This window comes from Moorena sp. SIO1G6 (genome assembly GCF_010672795.1).
GTDB lineage: Bacteria > Cyanobacteriota > Cyanobacteriia > Cyanobacteriales > Coleofasciculaceae > Moorena > Moorena producens.
Genome location: NZ_JAAHFZ010000001.1, coordinates 186,318 through 209,903, shown reverse-complemented (window position 1 = coordinate 209,903; position 23,586 = coordinate 186,318). Strand labels below are relative to the sequence as shown.

Genomic DNA, 23,586 nt, shown 5'->3' with positions numbered 1-23,586 from the left:
CTAATAGCAAAGGGAACAGGGAACAGCGGATCTGGGAACAGGCAATATGGCATCAAAAATTATCACAATTCATTTAAGATCCCTAAAGAGGCTATTCGTTTACGTTTCTTCATGTTTAGTTTTCTTGACAGCTTACTGGGTTTCATAGTTCGTAAAAGGTTGGCTTATTGCTAGGTAAGGGAGTTTTCAGGGATAAATATGGTATAATCCATAGATTACCGCACTTTACGCTTTTTGCGCTTAGGATTGTGCATAAGATTTACTAAAATTAGATACCAAGACAATGGCTGGAAACAGAATCAGGGTTGCTAAAGATAAGGCGGCTTTGGTGAAAGACCTAACCGCTTCCGATGGAAAAACCGGACCGTTTCAGACTTATGCTGATGTGATGGTGTTTGCAGCTGCTTTAGGAGTAAAGCGTAAAAAGCGATCGCCCCTGAAAGTAATTTCTAAACGAGAGCCTGGTCCGATTGGACTGGAAATTTTTGTGTCAAGGGGATATGAGGTGGTAATTAAATTAATTGCGATCGCTGAGATTAAGGATACAAAAATTCTTTCCTCTATCGATAAAGAGTCTGAGGAAAAACGCATCTATATTTTTGAGGAGTATGCGAATGGAGGACTTGATATTTTGCGCAATGAGTTGCGGGGAGCAGTAGACTATTCCGAGCGACTTTTGTTACTTTTAAATACTGATAGGTATAAGAAGAAAGAATCTATAGCAAATGAGCAACAGGAGTTTGATTTGAGTCGATTTTTGTAATGTCAGCATTCAGCTATCAGCTATCAGCCGTCAGCCGTCAGCTGTCAGCCGTCAGCTGTCAGCAATCAGTAGGTGCGTAGTGGACTGGCACACCTTAAATGTTGCTTTATAAAAATACCATGATCTAGTTTTAACAAGGGTTTAGCTGAAAAAGCTATTGCACTATTTTAGCTGTGCCAGTCCAGTAGGGTGCGTTAGGGGCGGGCTTGCCATCATGTTCAACACCGAGCGCCAGTGTTAGGTTGCTGCCCGTAACGCACCACCCAAGAGCTCGCCGTGATTTTCTGCCTCTTCAGCAGTGTTGGGTTGCTGCCCGGGAATTGAAACGGGCAAGATGCCGGTTCCACCCCTGATGCTCGTTCCACCCCTGATGCCCGTTCCACCCATCAGGTCAAATAGCAAATATGAGATGCACCCGGCAATGGATTTGTCAGGGATGTAATTGCTAATTTTAGTAGACCTCTTGCAAAAGTATTGTTCTGATAGTGTTCTTGATGCAGTCGCTCCTGGGGGAAACCACGGCAGTCGCTCATGGGGGGAACCCCCAAGACCGCGCTGCCTCCCCAAGACCGTAATGGTGCGCTTTCCGTAGGCGAATTAAATTCGCCACGGGTCGCACCTCTGCATCGCTTTGGGTCAATTCTTGTCCACTGTTCCCTGTTCCCGTCTTGATGCAGTCGCTCATGGGGGAAACCCCCAAGACCGCGCTGCATCGCTGTTCCCTGTTCCCGACTTCTGCAAGAAGTCTAGTAATTCCGTTACAACTGAGGTGGTAATCCTACCTCCTTCGGTTTCACAAACTTGCCCTCAAAGCTGATCGCTTGATCTTTGCTAACACTCCTGGCATTAGCTACAGCTATGCGCAGTTGAGCACGTTCCATACGCTCTGTAACACCACCCAAAAGATATAACATCACTTTGCAGGCTAACTCTCGTCCAGAAACTAGTACTCGCTTTCGATTTGGCTCATACAAAATGCCGTACCAAGGGGATTGTGGGTGATCTATCTGACTAAAGCCACCCGAACCATCGTATTTTTGAAGTTTCTCGAAGATGGTTTTGAGAGAGAAATCCTGGTTAAATACTAGAATACCCAAAGCTTGAACTAGGGCGATTTGTCCTACTGGACGGAATAGCATGTTTCCTTCTCCTCCACCCCTTTCATGGTTAAACCGACGCAGTTGAGGTGTTTCTTTTCCATGTTCGAGCTTTTGATAGCTGGGTAAACTAGCTAGATAGTCGAAAAGCTCTGTCAATGTCTTAGTTCCCATCTCTAGCTCTTCATCTTCAGGACGCATGGGAATTAGACCTTTCTCACAAGGTTTCCAGTGAGGGAATTGGTAGCCCAAATACAGCTCAGATATATGTTTGAGAGCTTGTAAAGTAGTCAAGACTGTTGACTTAGCTGAAACCGTAGCACTATCCCAATTAACCCGAGGATTACGATTTTCCATCTCCCTCAGCAGAGGATGACTCATGGCAATTTTTCTAGCAACGATTGAGAAGCCATCGTCTTCATTGAGCAACGCTAGTTGTCCTTTGCTCAACCTTACTGCCATCAGGTTAACGTGAGCAAAGATCGAGCGGATGCGTCGCCGTGCTTCTTCACGAGTTTCTCCCTGAACCACAGCAGGAATGAACTCAATACCAATTTTTTCTGTGGCTAGACTTTGCAGATAACCTGGCGAGATGTGATACTCCTCCATCAAGTCATCAACTGTAATCAGGGAGCCGATTGGCTTTTTGCCTTTGCTATATTTCTGGAGCGTACCGATTTTAATCAATTCCATCAGAGCCTGGATTCCCATCAGTCGATGCTGACCGTCTAAGGCAAAAATTGAAACATGGTCTGAAACATCAAGCAGTCCGACTGTGCCATCTTTATCTAAACTGGTGAACTCAGCTGCCGACTGGAGAGCGCGTTGATTCTTATCCCAGTGAGCAGCCTGGGCATTATCTACCCAGCCAGAGCTAAGCACTACCAGGACTGGGGGAAACTTGTGAGTTTTGCGGGCTGCTAGATATTGAGCCAGAGCAGCTTGACGTGACCAATCAAGAGGACGCTGCTGAAGCGCTTCTATAGTATCGGCATCTCTGACGATATTGTTCGTTTGTTGATCAAACTTTTGCTGAAATAGCGGCAGTTGGGAAGCGTAGCGAACCCGAATCGCTAACCATTCCAGAGTGACTGAGCCAATAAATGCCTCTGTAGTGCCCATGTGAGTTTTCTGCACCAAGATTTGATCGTTTCTAGCCAGATGCCTATCGAGCAATAACGCCAGCGCCTGTCGATCTTGGTTTTCTTGTTCAAGAATTTGCTTGGCCAGGTCATTGGGATGATTTGCACTTTTGATCACCATAGTTTTAAACCCATAATGCTGCGTTGTAGAAGCTATCGATAAATAGTAAGCATTCAGCTATCAGCATTCAGCTATCAGCTATCAGCATTCAGCATTTAGCTATCAGCTATCAGCATTCAGCATTCAGCTATCAGCATTTAGCTATCAGCTATCAGCTATCAGCTATCAGCTAATGCGCTACCTCCCAGCGTCGAAGCCTGTGCCACGCTACTGTTCGCACAGCGTGCCCGTAGCGCAATCGGTGCTTTTGAATAAAATATAGCGTTTCTAGGATTTATGAGGTACGCTTTTCAACCTCAAAGTCCCCCTTGATAAGGGGGATTTAGGGGGATACCTTTGTACCTCATGGCATAGAGAATTGCTATAAGCTGTTCCCGTAGCATGAGCCTTTAGCTGACGGCTGACCGCTGATGGCTGTTCGCGTAGCGTGCGCGTAGCGCATATGCTTACGATAAATATTTTTAAGACTAGCACAAGTTTTTAAGGATCAAATTAGCTTATTTCCCTATACTCGGGCTTCGATAGAGTAAAACTATTAATCATACCATTTTAGGAAGAAAAACGTTAGATCCACTGTCAAGAAATTTTATTCAAAACTTGGGATAAGCTCGAAAAAAGGACTAATCTGTCAAGCCTTGTCTTAGCAGAGAGTCAGCACCCCGCTCTTGCCTAGAGGGGGTTTCCCTACTCCCGTGAAGTCAGATGAATCAGGTCAAACTCTCAGAAAATAAGCCAAAAAATCGCACTGTGGCTGAGCTGGTGGAAGAGATTACTGCTCTAACCACTGAAATTCAACAGTTATACTGCTTGGATGCAATTCCCTGGGTTATAGGGTATAGTGGTGGCAAGGATAGCACCGCAACTCTACAGCTGGTATGGAATGCGATCGCAGCTCTGCCACCAGAACAGCGAACTAAGACTATCTATGTCATCACTACAGACACGTTAGTAGAGAATCCCATTGTTTCAGCTTGGGTTCGCAATTCCCTAAAACAGATTAAGTTGGCAGCTGAAGCTCAAGGATTGCCCTTTGAACCCCATCTCTTACAACCGGAGGTTAAAGAAACCTACTGGGTAAGTTTAATTGGTAAAGGTTACCCAGCTCCACGGGGTAAATTTCGCTGGTGTACTGAACGTTTGAAAATTAAACCCTCTAACCGTTTTATTCGGAATGTTATCCGATCTAGTGGAGAGGCTATTGTTGTTTTAGGCACTCGCAAAGCTGAAAGCCAACAACGGGCAAGACGGATGAAAAAAATGGAAGCTAAACGAGTACGTGCTCGTCTAACTCCTAATATGAATTTACCAAACTCCTTGGTTTATAGCCCCATTGAAGATTGGCAAAATGATGAGGTTTGGCTCTATCTCATGCAATGGCAAAACCCCTGGGAATACAGCAATAAAGACTTATTTGCTATGTATCGAGGGGCTAGTGCTGATAACGAATGTCCATTAGTTGTGGATACCTCTACTCCTAGTTGTGGTAGCTCTCGTTTTGGTTGCTGGGTTTGTACACTGGTGAGTCAGGATAAATCCCTGACAGCAATGATTGATAATGACGAAGAAAAGGAATGGCTGGAACCTCTACTGGATTTGCGCAAGGAGTTGGAGCCTGGAGAAAACCGTGAGCGACGAGATTTTAGACGTAGCAATGGTAATGTCCAACTGTATGAACGGAATTTAGATGGACAAATATCTGTTGAGCCGATTCCTGGTCCTTATACCAAAGAAGCACGGGAGTATTGGCTGAGGAGATTGCTTACTGTTGAAACTGACGTTCGTCAGAATTGTCCAGAAAATATGGGGGACATCACGTTGATTAGTAAAGAGGAACTTAGTGAGATTCGTCGCATCTGGCTAGAAGAAAAACACGAATTTGATGATAGTTTGCCCCGCATCTATGAAGAAGTTACTGGCGAACCCTTCAAAGACATCCGTCCTGGCGCTGAAAATCGTTTGCTTGGTGGTGATGAGTGGCAGGTCTTAGAAGAAATCTGTGACAATGATGCTATGCATCTCGAACTAATGGCAAAACTGCTAGACACAGAACGCCAGTATGTGACTAGGTCTCGTCGTATTGGGATCTATGAGGCTTTGGAGCGGTGCTTTGACACTAGTTCTCGGTCTAAAGAAGATGCGATCGCTAATGCTCACTTGAAACGAGATTTAAAAACAGCTGCTGATGAAGGGGATGTTGACACTGTCAAGCAGCTGGCTTGGGCAAATTTGAAATTTCCAGTCCAGAATTCGTAATCATTCAAACTAGAGTAACTTATGATACAGGCTTTGGATAGCTCCAATCAGATATTAAATTTTTGGTTTGGTAAGCCGGATGAACCCGAATATGGCAAATCCCGAAAAGTCTGGTTTACTAAGAATCCAGATTTTGACCAAGAAATGCGATCGCGTTTCCTCGACATCTATCAACAAGCGGTGGCTGGGGAGTTAGATAACTGGCAAACATCACCCTATAGCTGCCTAGCGCTAATTATCCTATTCGATCAGTTTCCTCGTAATATGTTTCGGGGTCAACCCCAAGCTTTTGCCACTGACTCCAAAGCCTTGTCTACTGCCCAGTATGCTGTTGATCGAGGCTTTGACAAAGAACTCTTACCAGTTCAGCGGTGGTTTATCTACTTACCCTTTGAGCATAGCGAAAATCTCGAACATCAGCGCTACTGTGTTGAATTATTCTCGACTCTTAAGGATGATCCCGATAGTGCCAGTACAATTAATTATGCCTATCGTCATCTAGAAGTGATTGAACGTTTTGGTCGCTTTCCCCATCGTAATAAAATCCTTGGTCGGATTAATACTCCAGAAGAGGAGGAATTTATAAAGCTGCCCGGTTCATCATTTTAGGGTTAATTATCGAACGTTAACTCTGAACGGTTTCACTTTCGACGATTAACAGCAAATATAGCGTTTCTCATAGTTATGAGGTACACAGGATTTTTTCTATGTTCCCTATTACCTAATCTCTATAATTCCAAAGGTACCTCACCTATTGAAAAAATGCTATAAAGGCCAATAAACAGTTATTATTTTGTGGTTCTCGATCTATGTATAAACTTTGTAATCAACTTCGTACTTGAGAAACTGGTGATTTTCCTTGAACTTGTCCTAGAAAACTTTGGACCCTATCTCGGGCGTCAGGTAATCAATCTCTGTCCAAAAAGGGATGATAACTCTCGACCTATTATTCTAGTCGGTGGTATGAATGGTGGTGGCAAAACCACTATGATGGATGCGATTCGTCTGGCTTTATATGGACACCGCGCTCAATGTTCCACCCGTGGCAATTTGAGTTATAGCGACTTTCTAACTCAGTCAGTCAATCGCAATGCCTTACCTATTGACAACACCCGAGTGGAATTAGTTTTTGAACATATCGAGAACGACCAGCCCATGGAGTATCGGATTGTACGCACTTGGACAAAAAAACCGAAAGATGGTAAGGATAACTTAGGCATTTTAGAGGGAGACTGGCTGGATTCTGCCCTAACCAATACTTGGGACGAGTACATTGAAAATCTCTTGCCCTTAGGAATATCAAACCTATTTCTTTTTGATGGGGAACAGGTTAAAGAACTAGCAGAAGTGGAAGCACCACCCCCGGTTGTTGTGGAAGCGATTCGATCATTACTTGGTCTAGAACTTGCTGACCGCTTAGCCATTGACCTTGATATTTTAGTGACGCGCAAACGTAAATCTATGGCGAATCAACAGCAACTGTCTAATTTAGAAGATATCGAAAAAAAGCTCTCCTCTCAACAATCAGACTATGAACTAGCTAAACAAGAGTTAGCGATTACTCAAGAGCAGCTAGAACAAACCAGAGAAAAACAGCAACAAGCGTTTGATAAATTTGTCTGTGATGGTGGCAAAATTGCAGCCCAACGGAACCAACTAGAGAGTCAACTCCATAACTACAATACTAAAGCTGAACAAATTCGTGAACAGATGAGGGAATTAGCAGCTGGTATTTTGCCTCTATCGTTAATTGAACCCCTACTTACCCAAGCCCAAGCTCAAGCAGAAAAAGAATCGCTAGCATCACAGGCAAAACTAGCTAGAGATATTTTACAACACCGTGATCAACGTCTGATAGATTTATTGACTGCTCTGAAGTTGCCTGCTAAAAAATTTGATAAAATTAAAGCGTTCTTGGAAAAAGAAAATCAACAAATAGAGCAAGAGGCTGGGGAGGGTAAAGACGCTTGGTTAGGAGCTGAGGAAGAAATGTTTCATTCCCTAACTAATCTCTTGACTTACTACCAACCAACTCAAAAGCAATTAGCTGAAGAGCAATTAGTTAAGCGCCAAAATCTGGAAGCAGATATTAATGCCACTAAAAGACAACTAGCAACAGCTGCTCCTCCGGAATCCTATCAAGAACTCGAAGATGCACTAAAACAGGCACAAACGGAATTGGCTCAAGCTCAAGCAGCTTACGAAATCGCCAAACGCCGCTGCGATAAATTAGGATATGCGATCGCACAAACCAAAAAAGACTTAGCCAGGTATGGTGAAGAAACCATTGACCGCAAAAATGATCAGCATATGCTTACAGCATCTGCTAAAGTCCAACAGAGCCTTAAGGTTTTCCGGGAACAGTTAACTCTCAGAAAACTGAATAAATTAGAACATGAGGTAACCGAATGCTTCCTCTATCTCCTCCATAAATCTGACCTAGTCCATCGAGTTGCCATCGACACCAACAGCTTCAGCCTATCCCTGTACGACCTACAAGGAAAACTTGTACCGAAACATCGTCTATCGGCTGGGGAAAAGCAATTATTAGCGATCGCATTATTGTGGGGACTCGCCCGTGTTTCTGGACGTAATCTACCCGTAGCCATTGATACCCCCCTCGGACGATTGGATTCGTCCCATCGCAGCAACCTAGTGGAACGTTACTTCCCCGCCGCCTCCCATCAGGTGATTCTGCTGTCTACAGATACCGAAATTGGTAAGGTCGAAGCTAAACAATTACGAGACGCTGATGCGATCGCACAACAGTATTTGCTAAATTATGACCCAGCCAAACATTGGACAACCGTGGAATCGGGTTACTTCTACTCAGAACAGGTCACGGCATGACCATAAATGTTGTTGACTTTGCATGCAATTTGTCTTGGAGTGCTTCTGGGACAGGGTCTAACGTAATCCTGTATTCTCCTTCTTGCTCCAAGGTGATGCTAGGACCTGGTTGATAGGGCTGACTAGGATCCGCAGTAGGATCCAAACCCACCCTCGGATAGTTACAAGAATCGTCTTCCCCTGGTATGGGATCACAAGGGTAATAGACAACTGGACTTTGCACATCGACCATGACTTGTTTTTGGCTACCATCTGGTAGGTAGACAGTCATTCTCAACGGAATCGGCTCTAAGATATTGACAGGCTCGCCAACAGCTTTAAAAGCGAATTGGACAGTTTCCCCAGCAGTAATTGGTTGGTCTGTATTTGGGACTAGCTGGATGGTAAGAGGTTTTGACAGTAACTGTGGTTCTTCAACTAACTCTTTTGTATTATTATAGCAGCCAGCAGTAATCAATAACGGGCTAATCAATAGGGCAATGGCGAAGACAGTTTTACGAATGTACATGGAGGTAAATCCCATCGGTATTTGCTATCAAAGACGCCAAGTTGCCCTAAAAAGTTCTAGTGACTGCTGAGTACTGATAGCTGAATCTTGATATTCAGATGGCTATAGTTGTACATCCATTAAGGTTGCCAAAATATCACCACTTTGGGCAAATACCAAGGTATTATTTCCGGAAACAGTAAAACTGAGTTCATTATTTTGGAAGACATCTTGACCTGATTGGAAGCCATGAATAGTAACTGCTCCCTCACCCTCTAACAGCAAAAACTCGTCAATACCACTGCCAGCGAAAACAGTATCATTCCCGATGCCAGCACTAATAAAATTATTGCCAACTCCGGCAAAAATTAAATCATCACCGAAGCCAGTCGTAATTTGGTCATTACCACTGCCAGCGTAGATCGTATTGTTACCGGATTGAGCATCGATCAGGTTATCTCCCTCTCCTGCGAAGATAACATTATCACCAAATTTAGTAGTAATTGTGTCATCCCCAGTGCCCATGTAGATGATATTGTCACCAAAGAGAGTAGTGATAACGTTATCCCCCTCACCAGCAAAGATTTCATTATCCCCCCTTTCCGTAAAAATTGTGTCATCCCCAGCACCAACAAAAATCTGATTGTTGTCACTTTTAACCAGGCTGATTTGGTTATTCCCCTCCCCTGCAAAGATTAAATTCTCATTACTTTCAAAGACTGTAATCACATCATCGCCAACGCCTGTGTAGACAGTATTATTGCTGCCCATACCTAGGCTAACCCGATCACCCTGATTGCCTTCATTGGCGAAGATGGTATTATTCCCCCCTTGGAAAACGGTAAGATCGTCCTTGCCAGTGCTAGCGAAAATAGTAGTGTTACCACCGCTAGCTGAAATTATGTCGTCACCCGGTGTACCGAAGATTGTTTTCATGATCAAAAGCACGCGAAACAGTTTCGAGAATGTTACAAGTCATCGCCCAAGCTGGCGTTGTAGGAGCGCAAAGCTTTTAGCCGCTACTAATTCCCATGACAAGAATTACAGCGCCAGCATTAGACATTGATCACTTTTTTAGTTGAGTAGTAGTAAACAGCAAAATTTTTATTCTACTGAAAAAATTTTAGGTGAAAACCCATAGAGCTTGATTAAATGTATAATTAACTAGGTGAAGATTAATGTAAAGATTCAATAAAGATCAACGTCAGATAAGACGATCACTTAAGGTAAGTAAATTCCCTTCTACCTTTCACCTTTAACCTTTTCCCAAAAAGGGTGAAGCAATATTTGAATCAATAGTTGAAGCAATTAAGCATTAATTTATTCATGCAACCGCCAATAAACCAGATCACACTTTCCCAAACTGCCAAAGACCAACTGATTAAACTCAAACGTCAAACCAAAATCCCTCAGTGGCATGTTCTTTGTCGCTGGGCAATCTGCCGTTCCCTCGCCGAACCGACAATGCCCTCTCCGGTTCCCATACCTGCCGATAGTAACGTCGAACTCACTTGGAGCGTTATGGCAGGAGATATGGCTGATATGCTCCTGATTGCTCTCAAACAACGCTGCCATAACGATGGCTTAAGTTTGGAACAAGAAACCCTAGCGAATCAGTTTCGCCTTCACCTTCATAGAGGTATTGGTTACTTAGCAGGGGATACCACTATTAAAAAAATTGAGGATTTGATTGCCGTGGCTGTTATCAAGGATGAAATATGAAGTGTGAAGGATAAAGTGTGAAGTATGAAGTCTTACTTAGCACTCAGTACTTAGCACTCTTGGACTCAGTACTCAGCACTGAGGATTCACAACTATAGTGCTCAATGCGGTGCGTTCCCGTAGCGGCTCTTCGAGAACATCGCTTTTTCTGATGCTGCAAGGAACGATTTGTCCGCAATCGATGGATCAGCTGCACACTCAACCAATAACTAACCACAGCACAGACCAATCCAACTGCGAAACAACCAACGAATAAGGTTAGGATAATTTCTGACCCCAATTCTGTAAATTCCTGCCAAGATTGGAAACTCACATTAGCCAATTCATCCTGGTTCAGTAGCCATTCACCGACGTGAAAGTTGAATGCAAAAATCGGTACATAAGTCAAGGGATTACTAATCCAAGTTCCAGCAGTAGCAGCTATTTTGTTACCTCGCAATAGTACCGCCAGCAAAATCCCTATAATTAACTGGAGACCAAACAGCGGAAAGAACCCAGCAAACACACCACATGCTAAACCTCGTGCGATCGCTTCTGGTTTTCCTTGCATACGAACTAAGCGCCAATATATGTATTTTAGGCGTCGTCTAAAAGTTCCCCTCGGTCTGATCGACTTTCGTTTACCTAGCTCAAGGGGTTTGGTGGCTGAGGGTAAAGGCTGTGGGTAGCTTGACAGGGATTTTCTAGACATTTTCGCAAATCAATCAGCAACCCTCTAGCAACTGGGGCAGATTATTCTGGGGCAGATTATTAGTCAGCAGCTAATCTTTACTGTAGCGGAAAATCAGCTTCAAGGGCTAAAGCCAAAGGCCAAAAGGGGAAATAAAGCTGCAAAAATCTTAAGAAATTCTATGCAAGCTTGTTGCCTTTTACCTTGTGCCTTTTACCTTGTGCCTTTTACCTGACTACCATGGCTACGAGGATCATCTTGATTCGTTATTGTAATTGATAGGGAATCGTCAATATCCGAAACCGTACCACTAGCTTGGCTATAGGGTAATGGCACATGGGTTACTATTGCATCTAAGTTAGCTTCGAGTACTTGACGGGGTTGTTCTCCAATAGTTTGGGCGATCACTGTGCTGGCTTCATCAAAAAACACAAAATGAGGAATACCATCTACTCGATACTTGACCAGTTCTGGTAACCACTTGCTGTTATCCACATTCAGCATGACAAAATTGACTTTGGTTTTATACTGCTGTTTCACTTCACCCAAATCCTTTGCCATGGCTTGACAGCTGGTACACCAGTTGGCATAAAACTCCATCAAGGTTGGCTTGCCATTGCTCAGTGCAACCTCTAGAGGGGTAGATGCTTCGGCTTGGGCTTCCAAGGAACCGAGACTAGTCTCAGTTTTTAATCCCAAGAATAGGGCAATACCCAGTGCGATCGCTACTAGGGCAATTAAAAAGTTTCTGATCCGGCTGCCACTAGTGGGTACTGAAGGGGAGGATGATGGTGTAGTTGAGTCTGGTGAATTAATAGCCATCTTGCTACAACTTTCTTGGTACAACTTTATAATTGTTTACATTTTACAACAACAAGACTTAGGCACCAACAGCCTTAAAACCCGGTTTCTCGTTATAAATCCAGCAATAGTAGGGTTTGGGGCGTAACTTCTGAGTAACTTAGAAGTAGATTAGATTCAAACGTTTTTTGTTGACGGTTGACGGCTGACTGTTGACAGTGAACTGTAAACAAGTGCAAATGTTACGTTTATTTTTACTGGCCTACTGATAAAGTTTGACAAATCACAATGAAAAAACGGGTAACCCTGACCTTTCCCCGACGGGCGATTCAGATGCCGGTGGCTTACCGACTGGCAAAGGATTTTAATGTGGCTGCCAATATTATCCGGGCCCAAGTTGCTCCCAATCAAATCGGCAAACTTGTGCTAGAGTTATCTGGCGACATTGATGAGTTGGATGCTGCGATTGAGTGGATGCGGACGCAAAACATTGATGTTTCCCTGCTAAGTCGCGAGATTTTGATTGATGAGGATAGTTGTGTCGATTGTGGCTTATGTACTGGGGTTTGTCCCACTCAAGCCCTGATTCTTGAGCCAGAGACATTCAGACTGAAGTTTAAGCGATCGCGTTGCATTGTCTGTGAGCAGTGTATCCCCACTTGCCCTGTTCAGGCCATTTCTACAAATTTTTAAGATTTCAGACGCCTTAAGCTATTGCCCAACAACCCTGTCTTCAGGCACACTTTCAGATAAAATCAACTAAATATCAACCCCAAGAGGAGCCCTCATGAACCCAATTATTATTCTTATTGTAGCTATACTTGCAGCAGCCGTTGTTGGGGCAATCGTATTTTTTGTACTGCAAAATAAACTGGATTTTCTATCCGAACAAACCGACAGAAAATTAGAAGTTTTTCAAAATAAGTATGAGACTAGGGTACAACAAAGTTCTCAAGCTCTGCAAGAAAGTTATCGAGAGCAGTTAAATCATAAAATTGCCGAAGTCAAACAGCAGTTAGAGTCTAGCCCTGCTCCTCCTGCCCAATCTTTACAGGAAAATTATCAGGCTCAGTTAACCGAAACCACTAATGAGCTGAAGCAACAACTTGATGCTAGTCTTCTGGAAACTGTCCAATCCTCGGAAGCAAGATATCAAGAACAATTGACACAAGCTACCCATCAGTTAAAGGAAGAACTTGAGTCTAATTTTCGCCAAGAGCTGCAATCTGCTGCTGCTCCTGCCGAATCTTTACAGGAAAATTATCAGGCTCAGTTAACCCAAACCACTAATGAGCTGAAGCAACAACTTGATGCTAGTCTTCTGGAAACTGTCCAATCCTCGGAAGCAAAATATCAAGAACAATTGACACAAGCTACCCATCAGTTAAAGGAAGAACTTGAGTCTAATTTTCGCCAAGAGCTGCAATCTTTGGAAGCGAAATATCAGGCTGATTTAGAGTTAGCCCATCAAAAAATTGCTGAATTAGAACAAGCTCATAAATCCCCAATACCAGACGAGGTTAATAACCTAGATGAAACAGAGGAAACTTCAGCGCAAACTGGTAATGAATTAGTAGAATTATTACAAGAGGCAGAAACAAATCAAGACGAGCCTCAACCAGTGGTCAAGGACGAAATGTTGCCTGAGCCGAGTCAGCCAGAGCAAACAATGCTGACAGAAACCCCAAGTATTACTGATCAGTCCAGCCAAAGTGATCAGGACTTGGATGAAACCATAACTGCTTTGGGAAATTATGCTCAAGCCAGGGATATTCCCCAGTTAAGTAAGTACATCAATCATCCTGAAAGCCTTATTCGGGGCTCAATTGCATCAGCCTTGGGTAAAATTGCTGCGGGTCTTGGACTCAGAGCCGAAATTCAACAGGCCATACCGCTGATCGGCAAATTGATTCAAGATCCCCAACCATCCGTGCGACAGTCTGCTGTTGAAGCCCTGAGTAATATTAAATCTGAAAAAGTTATACCCTTGCTTGAAAGGGCATTAAGGGATCCAGATAGTAATGTGGTTAAATCCGCCAGTGCTGGGATTAGTCAGTTTAAGAGTTATCGGCGAACTCCTAAGCCCAAACCTGCTCAGAAGACTGTAAAGCCCTCTAAGCCTTAACGAGTGCTCTAATCGAAAAGCATAGCCCAAAACCCTAGGGATGTGGGGATTGATCACCCTTTCTCGGGAGTCAACCCCCATGATTGAGTCCCACTCTCACCGATACTCCCTTGAAAAAAGGGGGCTGGTATCCTGCAGGACTTCTAGCTTGTTTAGTCAGCGTCGCTTTCAATGTGGATAAACAAAAGTCCCAAAACTACAGTAGGCATAACTAAGCCTATGAAGGGGACTAGCATCGTTGGTAAGAAAGAAGCTGCGTATGCGCCTGTCATATCTTATTTTCCTATTTGCCTATTAATACAGTAACAAGTTGAACCGATACTTTTTAGCTACCAAAGTCTACCAAGATAGACCAAGGCCCGCCAATGCAAGATGCTTTCGCATCTAGGGGGTATCTCCGCTCTGACGGAATATCCCGCGAGCGCCATAAAAATGTCAAAAAAGTTCGTTCCACCGGGATAGAGAGCGCAACTATTAAACCCTTGGTTTTCGGCTTTAATTTAAGTTACATAATAATCCCTGTCGGTGTTACCCTAATTTAAGTCTAACAAATAATAAGAGTTTTTGGTAGACTCTGCGACATTTTCTCTAGCTGTTTACTAACCTTTTACCACACCAACCCAATTAAGAATGGTGTTGGTTGCCGGTTTGATCTCAAGCAAGCCTCTACCTACCTAAGTAAGTCTCGGTCTTACACTGCCGAGCCAGGGCTTTGCTCTATATTTAAAGAGCCAGCACTGTTATCCAGATGACTGGAACACGGCAGATACCCGCTTACTAGAGGGGTAGATTACTATCGATTTTTTCGACAAGTTAATCCTATCACGCTTCAGGACTATGAAATACCAAGATCTACCTCGGAATTTCCCATACAACCTGTGGCAAAAACCTGATGATTGCTTCTGCCCTTGCTGAGTCTTTGATAGAGTCAATTCTAATCAGTCTGCCATCCCTCTATTGACATCAACACCTGTCGTTGACCTAGACAAAAGCACACAACTCCATTCAATTTGGGTTAACTTCCCGTTTCACCTCGTAGCATGGGAGGGGTTATCCCAACCTGCCCTTATACCAACGACCCAGTTTCTTCAATGGCTCAGATTACTGGAAAGTTTATGCCAGTCGGATAATTATTAAGATTTTTAACAAAAGTTGACCGAAATTCTTTACAAAAATTAATTACTTTTTGTTACAAAAACCAAAGAGACTGAAAGGGGGTTAGTCATCAAAACCCTTGGTTTTAGGTGATTACAATGGTTTTACAAAGGTTATATTACGGTAAAGAACTAAAGCTAAAATTTTTGCCATTGACTAAAAAGGTTAATAAAAAGAACAATATCTCGTATAATTCGTTACGAGAGGATGCGCTTCTCAGCGACGATTACTCGCGCTGATTCTTTCAGTTCCTTTTCTCCCCCCTAAAGTATGATTACTCAAGGGGTTTATCCGATTTGATAGGAGATAAATTTACAATGACGATGGATGTAATTAACCATGGTGGAGATCCCCAAGTGGGTAATCTAGCCACCCCAATTAATTCCTCTGCTTTCACAAAAGCTTTCATCAACAACTTGCCAGCCTACCGTCAAGGGCTATCAGCCAATCGCCGGGGTCTAGAAGTTGGTATGGCTCATGGCTACTTTCTGTATGGACCGTTTGCCTTACTAGGTCCGTTGCGTGGGACAGAGTATGCCAGCACAGCTGGTTTACTGGCAACAGTTGGCTTAGTGGCTCTTCTGACAGTTGCTTTATCTATTTATGGAGCGGCTGGCTCCGGCAAACCTAAGGCAACATTGACCACACCCAATCCACCAGAAGACTTAGGAACTAAAGAAGGCTGGAGTGAATTTGCCAGTGGTTTCTTCCTTGGTGCTTGTGGCGGGGCAGTTTTTGCCTATTTCCTATGCCTGACACCTCATCTAGCGCCACTGCAAAAGATTGCTAGTGGAGTATGGTCCTCTTAACTCTGACTGGAGACAAGAGTTTCTGATCGCGCAGGGTCGGCGAAAGCCGATAGCTAAGCAAGAGAGTAAGGTTAGTGGACAGTTACTAAAAGTGTCATATAGTCTACCAAAATCTACTAAGGTTCGGTAGACTATAGTGATGGCACTAATACCACTCCGTAAGGCGGTCGAACTGACGGGACTTTCCAAAAATACTCTTCGGAAATATGCCGACAATGGCACGATCAAATGTGAACGAATCCCAAGCGGCTACCGGCTCTTTGACACGGAAAGCTTACTCAGCCTCGGAAAAGTACCCATGGCTCAAACTGCTACTATCTGTTACTGCCTCCTCAGCAGCAGAAAACAGTGGGATCACCTTGATCGACAGGTCCCTGATCTGCATTCCCTGTACCCAGAAGCGGAAATCATCCAAGACATCGAGTCAGGTCTCAACTACAAACGCAAAGGGCTTAAAACCATACTGGAACGACTTATGCGGGGCGATAAGCTCACAATTATTGTTGCCTGTAGAGACAGACTTACCCGGTTTGGGTTTGAACTCTTTGAATACTTGGTTAGAAGTTACCGTAAGAGTAGTGCAGCCTTTATAGTTGGTAAATTATGCAGCATAGGGTAAAGGTTTTGTAGTAAGGCTGCACTACTCTAAGGTTTCATCTCCGGTCAGTCTCAACGGTGGAAAACTCGTGGTTCTCAACGACACTAAAAGTTGTCTAGAATGAGAACTTACCGCCGCTCGCGAACCATGACCAAAGGTCAATCTTCTGTCCATCATTCACGTCTTCTCTTGTAGAGTCCACGGACAATGAAAGTACGGTTCAAAAATCAAATAAGATCCGACTATTCCTAAACGCTGATCAACGTGCAACTATTCGCCAGTGGTTTGGAGTGTCCCGTTATGTGTTTAACAGAACCGTCGAAATACTTAAGGATGGCGAGGTTAAAGCTAACTGGAAAGCCATCAAAACTGACATCTTAAATAGCCTCCCTGAATGGTGTAAGGAAGTCCCTTATCAAATTAAATCTATAGGGATTAAGGATGCTTGCACTGCGGTAAAGGAAGCTAAAAAAAAGTACAATAAAAGTGGGCAAATTAATCGAGTTCGTTTTCGTTCTAGGAAGAACCCTTTTCAGTCTTGCTACATTCCAAAGTCGGCTGTTTCAGTCAAAGGTATTTATCACACTAAATTAGGTAAATTAACCTTTGCTGAAACACTACCGGATCAGATCTGTGACTGTCGATTAACTAGCACCAATGGGGACTATTACCTGGTAGTTCCCCACAAAGTAACTAGAAATAAAACCGAGAACCAAGGTAAGGTAGTTGCTCTTGATACCGGTGTCAGGACTTTTTTGACATTATGAGCGTGAAAATTATGTAGGCAAGATCGGCCATGGTGACTTTTCCAGAATTCAGCGTTTATGCCACCACTTGGATAATCTGATCTCAAAAATCAGTAAGGCAAAAGGTAAGCAGAAACGTCGAATGAGAAAAGCGGCTAGACCGATAGTTATTAGAATACAGAATTTAATCAACGAGTTGCATCACAAAGCCGCTAGGTTTCTGGTAGACAACTTTGATGTAATCTTACTTCCAACCTTTGAGACATCTCAAATGTCAAAACGACAAGATCGGAAGATTCGATCAAAGACCGTTCGCAATATGCTCTCCTTTGCTCACTACAGCTTCAAAGAGTTCCTCAAGCATAAAGCATTTGAAACGGGTAAAACTGTTGTTGATGTTTGTGAAGCCTATACCAGCAAAACTGTTAGCTGGAGGGGTGAATTAGTCAAGATCGGCGCGAGTAAAATCATCAAGTCAGGAATTGATGGCCAAAAGATGGATTGACCAAAGGTCACGCTTCGCGAACGAGATCTAAATGGCGCTCGTGGAATATTTCTTCGTTCGCGCAGCGTGGCCTACGGCCATGCTTTGGTAGATACACCCTGGGTGAGAAATCACCTTGCATTGGCGAGCTAAGGTCTGCCTTTGGTAGACTTTGGTAGCTAAAAAGTATCGGAATTTTCTCAAACCAATTATTAATTAATTAAATGACTTTAGCCGAATTAAAACCTGGAAAGCTTGCCATTATCGAGAAAGTTCAGATAGGTTTGCAAGTCGAAGGTCTCGCCAATCGACTAGAAGCAATTGGCATTATTCCTAATCGACAGGTACAAGTGTTGCGCTCAGCCTGGTTTGGGGGACCGTTGCACATTCGAGTTGGTTCCACCACAGAAGTAGCTATCCGACGGCAAGAAGCTAGCATGATTCTAGTTAACCCTGTGAAGGAATAGTTAGCGGTTAGCGGTTAGGGGCGATTTTAGCAGTAAGCTATCGTCCCGTTCCCTGCAGGGGCGCGCCTAGCTGATAGCTTACTGCTCAAAGTCTAAACAGCGGATAGCCTCTAGTAAGCCTCTAGCTTTATTGAGGGTTTCTTGATATTCTTTTTCTGGGTCAGAATCTGCTACCAAGCCAGCACCAGCTTGCACTGACACGGTATGTTTACCAGAACCACATGGGCGAACTACCATAGTCCGGATTGCGATCGCACTATTGAGCTGACCTTCAAAATCGTACCAGCCATAGACACCGGAGTAAGGTCCGCGACGTTCTGGTTCCAGTTCCTGAATGATTTCCATTGCCCGAATTTTGGGGGCTCCACTCACTGTCCCCGCAGGGAAACAAGCTTTCAGTAAATCCCAAGCTGTTTTACTAGCATCCAGATCCCCTACTACGTTGCTAACAATGTGCATGACGTGGGAGTAGCGCTCAATGAGCATCAGTTGATCCACTCTGACTGTACCACTCTTGCACACACGACCCAGGTCATTCCGACCCAGGTCAACCAACATAATGTGTTCGGCAATTTCCTTTGGATCTTCGAGTAACTCCTGAGCTAGAGCTTCGTCTTCTTGAGGAGTTTGACCCCGACGTCGAGTTCCAGCAATTGGTCGTAATGTTGCCTGGATTTTTTCCTCTGGGGAAGCTGTTGCCTTAACCATTACCTCTGGGCTAGATCCAATGATTTGCCAGTCCCCAAAATTAAAATAAGCCATGTAGGGGGAGGGATTAATCAGCCTTAGGGAACGGTAAAGGGCAAAAGGGTCACCTTTGTATTCTGTCGAGAGGCGCTGGGATAATACGACCTGAAAGATATCCCCAGCTCGGATATAGTCTTTCGCTTTTTCGACATTAGCGCAAAACTGGGACTTGTCTGTATTGCTTATATAAGACAGTTCTTGAGTACCACTATCTGGAGGTGTCCATGGGAGTACTGTGTCCTTACCTAAGAGCTGCCCTTGTAGTTTGTTGACCAGAGTACGAACGCGATCGCATGCTTTTTGATAGGCTGCCTCTAAATCTCCTTGGGCCTGTCGTAAATCAGCATAAGCGATCACCCAAATCTTACGCTTGACCTGATCAAAAATAATCAGGTTGTCCACTTGCATCCACAATCCATCGGGCAAGTCATTGGACTGTAGAGGATAAATTGGCACACGGGATTCACAAAAACGAATTAACTCATAACCCCAGAAACCGAACAAACCCCCAATTCCTGGCGGCAATTGGGGTAAATTTACAGGTTGATAGGATTTCAGACAATTCCCTAAGGTTTCAAAGGGGTCTCCCTCAAATACTGTTACTGACCCATCCCGGTTGGTCTGAGTCGTGCGATTTCCCCTAGTTTCCAATACCCACAGGGGGTCACAACCAAGTAAACTGTAACGTCCCAGATTTTCACCACCTTCTACCGATTCCAACAAGAAGCTGTAGGGTTGACCAGCACAGACCTTATACCAGGCAGAAACTGGCGTTTCTAAATCCGCCACCCACTCCTGGGTTACCGGTACAAAATTACCTTGTTGAGCTACGGTTGAAAATTGGGAAAAATCTGGGAAAATCATGGTCTTTCTCAGCTCAAGGTTGAAAATTCGGCAAACAGCTGAAACTGTTGGTCACAACGTTCAACTTTTTCCCCTTTACCTTATCACTGATTAATTAAACCTCGTAAGCTGCCTTCCCACTGAACTTGATAGTTGCAGGTTCTGGGTTGCTGCCAATATTGCGGTCTATTTTCCCTGCATAGGGACGCCCTTCGTTGACTTTCTCTGGGAATACCCCATCTGCAGGATGCAGAAACTGGATTTCACCATTGGGATAAACCCGGTAAATTTTATAGTCTTCGATTTTGGGCTTAAATTTCGTCCGCAGTTGGGTTCCCAATGCCAGACACTGTTCCTTACGAGCTAAGTAGAGCAAGTTTTCCCCTTCATTCATGATGGCAGCCCCACCAGTAGGCATTTCAAACACTTGCTCTTTTGAGCTTGTCCAGGTGATAGCGTATTTTTCTTCAACTTCAGCTTTGGTCAGCAATCCGCCAGTGCTACCACCAAATATGGGAGTTTGTCCCGTCAGTTCTTCTGCCATAGTTTTTTTCTCGTGTCTATAAATAAGGCATTCAAGGGAATGCTATCATCGACTTCATACCTGTCTGGCTACTTTGTCAAGAACTGTAACAGTTCTTTAGCTATTCGTGATTTTAGTCATTGGTCTTAGTGATTGGTCTTAGTGATTGGTCATTTGTGATTTCTTCTGCCAAGGGACTTCCGGCTGATGACAAAGGAGCTATTACAAACAAAAACAAGCAACAACACACAAAATAAGCCCTAGTTACCCGTCAAGGCAATGACATGAGGCTACCAACACCACCCTACCCTGATCGTTGTGGAAATTTTGCCAACCTTAATTTTCTTTAACTGAAATACTCCTATACTTGCCTATCTGGTAATTTTGGGCTTATCACCAATCCCAGCCTCATCAATCCCAGCCCTGGCTATTGGTAATGGTCAATTATTGGCTTAGTTGACACTCTCCGCCCGCTTATGGACGGGGATTCTTAGTTCCTCGACATGCCTTAAAATTAGCTATCCGTCAAAGGCAATACTTAAGCCAAATATCCGTTTAAGAACCAAATACCTAGCCTAATTTAACTAACCCCAGTGGGCTTATCTCCCTAAGCGTTGAGTTTCCTCAGTTTCCGTGTGCCCCACGGTACTTTTTATCTTTTAAGGTTTACTTTACTGGTTTGCGGTATTTGTTAGGATCCATACGTTTTTAATGAGGTTTTTCGCGCCTCAGGTGCTAACATCGCTTTACGTCGTGAGGTTATGACAGTACCGACGAATCCTGTCTGTGTTAGGCCACTCTTCTATTCTAGTAATTTTATTAAAAGCCGTCGAACGAAGGACGGGGCTTGAGACCCATTTTTTTTGTCAAAGAGCCCGCCTTTGGGCATCAAGCCAGCTTTGCTACTGGCGGTATCTGCCTCGGCCAATTAAATCAGAAAATTAAATCCGGCAATTAAATCAGAAAGGGAACCGACGACTGGCCGTGTTTCGTCTCGGTTCCCTGACTGGTTCGCTCCTCACACATCCGTAAATATACCGAAAACTTTCTGGATTTGTCAACCCCTTTGGCAAAATTTTTTTTTTCGGTCAAAGTTCACCTGGTGCAAGGACACCTAGTTGGTCTTCTAGAAGCGATCGCAAGACTACTTGAGTTACTCCCACTAATCCTAACCTTGCTTGAGCCAGCCTAGGGGTCTGGTGTTTCACCTCCCCCCAAATGCGACAGCTACGGTAGAACTGCTCAAAAGCATTGCTCACAGAACTTGCCAATTTTAGCCAATGCTTTGATTCAGTTCCACTAAAGTAGTCTGTCAAGTCCATGATTTGACCAATCAAAAGTCTTTCTGCTGGATGGACCAACTGTATAAGCGGCTGCTTTGTTCCTTTTCCTAAGTCGTCTTTTAACCAGGGAATTGGATATGGCACAACTATGAGTCCCTTAGAGGTTTTCAAGTCCATACTCTGAATCTGGATTAAGCCCTGGCGATGAGCCAAGCCCAGGAGTGAGCAGCAACGAGCATGGGCATACTGAACTCTAAAGATCTTGGAAGTATCTTGTGAGAAGAGTGCTGAGTGCTGAGTGGTAAGTTCTAAGTAGGGCAAGAGATTCTTTTGACCTTGTTGAGGGCGAAAGCTAATCAGGGTGTCTGTTGAAGGTTGAATCCAATCTTGTAACCAAGTTGCTAACCCCTGATCTGTCAGCCAAAAATTAATCCAGCCTGGGGGAGCTACTTCAACCTCGAATTCGATCAAGTTTTGTTTCCCAGCATCTTGAGTTATGGTTGGCAAAGATACAGTTAACTGATGAGCAATGGCGAGAGGACTTTGCTGCATGGCGCGAGAAAGCTTGAGAGCGATCGCTGAGCGATATGCTACACCAGTATTATCTGAGCACCTTTCTAAAGGAATCGTTTCCAATATCAACTGGGGAATACCAGAATATACTATTGCTCTCGATATCTGTTGTTGTAATCGGGTACTCAGAGCAGCAGAATTACCTGACAAATTTACGCGCCATGAGCTACTTCTCAAGGTATTTTTTGTTACTTTGGACTCCATGTAAGATCTAGATAAACTTGTGTATCCATCAGGCTCGGAGCTTATGTATTCACCATCCGACCCATTAGAGGCATCCCGACCCTTTGTAACTTGGCAAAGGATCTTAGATTGGGGACAGGAACACTACCGTTATAGGACGTTTAGCAAAGATGAGCGGATTCCTACCCGTCCTGGGTTGTTGTATTTGGTAGAGCGGGGGGCAATCCGTTTGGTGGGTACTTCTCAAGTCAGCGCTAGCCCCAATTTTTCTGGAGCTCAATGCTCCCATCAGAATATGGAAGAAGCGTTTTTAGGATTCATTGGTGCCGGTCAGCCCTTTGAAATTGTTGCCCTTTCACCCTTCACACTTCAGGCTTACTCCCACGTTGAGCAAACTGCTGTGGTATGGATGTACTGGGATGACTTAGACAACTGGCCACACTTCCGACGGGAGATCTTAGATGCATTTAGGCTTCAGCATCAACGCAAACTCCTCTGGCTGAGTACCTTAGGACAGCGACGAACCATTGATCGGCTCTTGGGATTTCTCATATTATTGGTTGAAGAGTTCGGGGAACCGTGTGAACAAGGTTACTGCTTACCATTTCCCTTAACTCATGCACAAATCGGTAGTGCCATTGGCTCCACCCGCGTGACTGTCACTCGGTTGATAGGAAAGCTTCGCCAACGGGGAATCATCAACACTCAGAAGGATAATTTAATTTGCTTATCAGGTGACTCAGTACCTAAGATAACTCCTAATTAGGTACACTTGTAGATGCTTGTGTTCGAGTAATTGCAGTGGAAATCTAATTTACTGCCAAACTGGCAACACAGCCATGCTAAATTCCTTTTTAATAAATATATACCTAACAGATCGCACAAATCAGCCATCCTGTGCCGTAATTGATGATCAGCTTGGTTGTGCTGTGAGGGGTAACACCCTTCACAACACAGCCAGTTTTTTTTATATAAATGTTTTTATGGCAATGGGTGTAATGGTGTTTCCAAATTTCCAAATTTGAGGGACAAAGCGATGCAGCGCTACTGGCTGCTCCGTTCGCGTTTGGCCGTAGGCCACGCGGGGCGCGAACGCGCCCCGCGTCGGGCAAAGCCCGAAATTGCTATACTTTGCCCACCCTAC

Annotated in this window: 24 protein-coding genes and 1 pseudogene; 14 read left to right on the top strand and 11 right to left on the bottom strand. The window is 44.0% G+C overall.

Features of this window, described 5'->3' with window-relative positions; genetic code table 11:
• Positions 1 to 283: 283 nt before the first annotated feature.
• Positions 284 to 763: a DNA phosphorothioation-associated protein 4 gene (locus tag F6K63_RS00945; RefSeq protein WP_287294829.1), complete on the top strand. Its 480-nt coding sequence runs from the start codon at positions 284 to 286 to the stop codon at positions 761 to 763.
• Between the two features lie 529 nt (positions 764 to 1,292).
• On the opposite strand, the gene F6K63_RS00940 is transcribed toward F6K63_RS00945, so the two are convergent.
• Both F6K63_RS00940 and F6K63_RS00935 read right to left on the bottom strand, forming a co-directional pair.
• A complete protein-coding gene (locus F6K63_RS00940) occupies positions 1,293 to 1,448 on the bottom strand; it encodes a hypothetical protein (protein ID WP_154659945.1) in 156 nt (51 codons plus the stop codon).
• Positions 1,449 to 1,521: 73 nt separating this feature from the next.
• A complete protein-coding gene (locus F6K63_RS00935; RefSeq protein WP_008189444.1) occupies positions 1,522 to 3,123 on the bottom strand; it encodes a DGQHR domain-containing protein in 1,602 nt (533 codons plus the stop codon).
• A 702-nt stretch (positions 3,124 to 3,825) separates the two neighbouring features.
• On the opposite strand from F6K63_RS00935, the gene dndC reads away from it, so the two are divergent.
• From dndC to dndD, 3 genes are all read left to right on the top strand, one after another.
• Complete coding sequence (dndC, locus tag F6K63_RS00930; RefSeq protein WP_287267817.1) at positions 3,826 to 5,376, top strand: DNA phosphorothioation system sulfurtransferase DndC; 1,551 nt, start codon at positions 3,826 to 3,828, stop codon at positions 5,374 to 5,376.
• A gap of 21 nt (positions 5,377 to 5,397) precedes the next feature.
• Positions 5,398 to 5,985: a DUF924 family protein gene (locus F6K63_RS00925; protein ID WP_287294638.1), complete on the top strand. Its 588-nt coding sequence runs from the start codon at positions 5,398 to 5,400 to the stop codon at positions 5,983 to 5,985.
• A gap of 240 nt (positions 5,986 to 6,225) precedes the next feature.
• Complete coding sequence (gene dndD / locus F6K63_RS00920) at positions 6,226 to 8,226, top strand: DNA sulfur modification protein DndD (RefSeq protein ID WP_287267819.1); 2,001 nt, start codon at positions 6,226 to 6,228, stop codon at positions 8,224 to 8,226.
• On the opposite strand, the gene F6K63_RS00915 is transcribed toward dndD, so the two are convergent.
• Positions 8,216 to 8,749: a hypothetical protein gene (locus tag F6K63_RS00915; RefSeq protein ID WP_287310410.1), complete on the bottom strand. Its 534-nt coding sequence runs from the start codon at positions 8,747 to 8,749 to the stop codon at positions 8,216 to 8,218. The genes dndD and F6K63_RS00915 overlap by 11 nt on opposite strands.
• An 87-nt stretch (positions 8,750 to 8,836) precedes the next feature.
• Positions 8,837 to 9,649, bottom strand: coding sequence for a calcium-binding protein (locus F6K63_RS00910; protein ID WP_008189435.1), 813 nt, complete (start codon positions 9,647 to 9,649; stop codon positions 8,837 to 8,839).
• A gap of 390 nt (positions 9,650 to 10,039) precedes the next feature.
• Here F6K63_RS00910 and dndE point away from each other — a divergent pair, with 390 nt between their 5' ends.
• Positions 10,040 to 10,435, top strand: a complete 396-nt coding sequence (gene dndE / locus F6K63_RS00905; RefSeq protein ID WP_008189434.1) for a DNA sulfur modification protein DndE — start codon at positions 10,040 to 10,042, stop codon at positions 10,433 to 10,435.
• A gap of 43 nt (positions 10,436 to 10,478) precedes the next feature.
• Here the strand turns inward: dndE and F6K63_RS00900 are convergent, their stop codons facing one another.
• Together F6K63_RS00900 and F6K63_RS00895 are read right to left on the bottom strand one after the other, a co-directional pair.
• Positions 10,479 to 11,126: a DUF2062 domain-containing protein gene (locus F6K63_RS00900; RefSeq protein ID WP_081431929.1), complete on the bottom strand. Its 648-nt coding sequence runs from the start codon at positions 11,124 to 11,126 to the stop codon at positions 10,479 to 10,481.
• A 192-nt stretch (positions 11,127 to 11,318) separates the two neighbouring features.
• A complete protein-coding gene (locus F6K63_RS00895; protein WP_008189429.1) occupies positions 11,319 to 11,927 on the bottom strand; it encodes a thioredoxin family protein in 609 nt (202 codons plus the stop codon).
• Between the two features lie 267 nt (positions 11,928 to 12,194).
• Here F6K63_RS00895 and F6K63_RS00890 point away from each other — a divergent pair, with 267 nt between their 5' ends.
• Both F6K63_RS00890 and F6K63_RS00885 read left to right on the top strand, forming a co-directional pair.
• Positions 12,195 to 12,599, top strand: coding sequence for an NIL domain-containing protein (locus F6K63_RS00890; RefSeq protein WP_008189427.1), 405 nt, complete (start codon positions 12,195 to 12,197; stop codon positions 12,597 to 12,599).
• A gap of 94 nt (positions 12,600 to 12,693) precedes the next feature.
• Entirely contained in the window at positions 12,694 to 14,031 is a 1,338-nt protein-coding gene (locus F6K63_RS00885) for a HEAT repeat domain-containing protein (protein WP_008189425.1), read from the top strand.
• A 152-nt stretch (positions 14,032 to 14,183) separates the two neighbouring features.
• Here F6K63_RS00885 and F6K63_RS00880 read toward each other — a convergent pair whose 3' ends face one another.
• Complete coding sequence (locus F6K63_RS00880) at positions 14,184 to 14,303, bottom strand: photosystem I reaction center subunit VIII (protein WP_071986957.1); 120 nt, start codon at positions 14,301 to 14,303, stop codon at positions 14,184 to 14,186.
• A 1,200-nt stretch (positions 14,304 to 15,503) separates the two neighbouring features.
• Here F6K63_RS00880 and F6K63_RS00875 point away from each other — a divergent pair.
• Both F6K63_RS00875 and F6K63_RS00870 read left to right on the top strand, forming a co-directional pair.
• On the top strand, positions 15,504 to 15,995 hold the full coding sequence (locus tag F6K63_RS00875; protein WP_044495154.1) for a photosystem I reaction center protein subunit XI: 492 nt from the start codon (positions 15,504 to 15,506) through the stop codon (positions 15,993 to 15,995).
• Between the two features lie 139 nt (positions 15,996 to 16,134).
• Positions 16,135 to 16,614, top strand: coding sequence for a recombinase family protein (locus F6K63_RS00870; RefSeq protein WP_287310408.1), 480 nt, complete (start codon positions 16,135 to 16,137; stop codon positions 16,612 to 16,614).
• A 21-nt stretch (positions 16,615 to 16,635) separates the two neighbouring features.
• Here the strand turns inward: F6K63_RS00870 and F6K63_RS00865 are convergent, their stop codons facing one another.
• Positions 16,636 to 16,770 (bottom strand): hypothetical protein, encoded by a 135-nt coding sequence (locus F6K63_RS00865; protein ID WP_267872107.1) that lies wholly within the window; start codon positions 16,768 to 16,770, stop codon positions 16,636 to 16,638.
• Between F6K63_RS00865 and F6K63_RS37035 the strand changes: the two are divergent.
• The 4 genes and pseudogenes from F6K63_RS37035 to F6K63_RS00850 form a co-directional block, all read left to right on the top strand.
• Positions 16,755 to 16,871 (top strand): annotated as a pseudogene (locus tag F6K63_RS37035) (RNA-guided endonuclease TnpB family protein); the annotation flags it as partial. The gene F6K63_RS00865 and the pseudogene F6K63_RS37035 sit on opposite strands and share 16 nt — an antisense overlap.
• Positions 16,872 to 16,895: 24 nt before the next feature.
• Entirely contained in the window at positions 16,896 to 17,360 is a 465-nt protein-coding gene (locus tag F6K63_RS00860) for a hypothetical protein (protein WP_008189419.1), read from the top strand.
• Positions 17,361 to 17,427: 67 nt separating this feature from the next.
• A complete protein-coding gene (locus F6K63_RS00855) occupies positions 17,428 to 17,844 on the top strand; it encodes a zinc ribbon domain-containing protein (protein WP_287310406.1) in 417 nt (138 codons plus the stop codon).
• Between the two features lie 203 nt (positions 17,845 to 18,047).
• The gene (locus F6K63_RS00850) at positions 18,048 to 18,290 is read left to right on the top strand and encodes a FeoA family protein (RefSeq protein WP_008189415.1); all 243 of its coding nucleotides are present in this window, start codon (positions 18,048 to 18,050) and stop codon (positions 18,288 to 18,290) included.
• A 78-nt stretch (positions 18,291 to 18,368) separates the two neighbouring features.
• Here the strand turns inward: F6K63_RS00850 and trpE are convergent, their stop codons facing one another.
• The 3 genes from trpE to F6K63_RS00835 form a co-directional block, all read right to left on the bottom strand.
• Positions 18,369 to 19,901 (bottom strand): anthranilate synthase component I, encoded by a 1,533-nt coding sequence (gene trpE, locus F6K63_RS00845; RefSeq protein ID WP_287310404.1) that lies wholly within the window; start codon positions 19,899 to 19,901, stop codon positions 18,369 to 18,371.
• 94 nt (positions 19,902 to 19,995) lie between these two features.
• Positions 19,996 to 20,424 carry a photosystem I reaction center subunit II PsaD gene (locus F6K63_RS00840; RefSeq protein ID WP_008189408.1) on the bottom strand — a complete coding sequence of 143 codons (429 nt, stop codon included), beginning with the start codon at positions 20,422 to 20,424 and terminating at the stop codon, positions 19,996 to 19,998.
• Between the two features lie 1,067 nt (positions 20,425 to 21,491).
• Positions 21,492 to 22,436 carry a DALR anticodon-binding domain-containing protein gene (locus F6K63_RS00835; RefSeq protein WP_161603198.1) on the bottom strand — a complete coding sequence of 315 codons (945 nt, stop codon included), beginning with the start codon at positions 22,434 to 22,436 and terminating at the stop codon, positions 21,492 to 21,494.
• Between the two features lie 70 nt (positions 22,437 to 22,506).
• On the opposite strand from F6K63_RS00835, the gene F6K63_RS00830 reads away from it, so the two are divergent.
• A complete protein-coding gene (locus F6K63_RS00830; protein ID WP_008189404.1) occupies positions 22,507 to 23,208 on the top strand; it encodes a Crp/Fnr family transcriptional regulator in 702 nt (233 codons plus the stop codon).
• Positions 23,209 to 23,586: the final 378 nt, after the last annotated feature.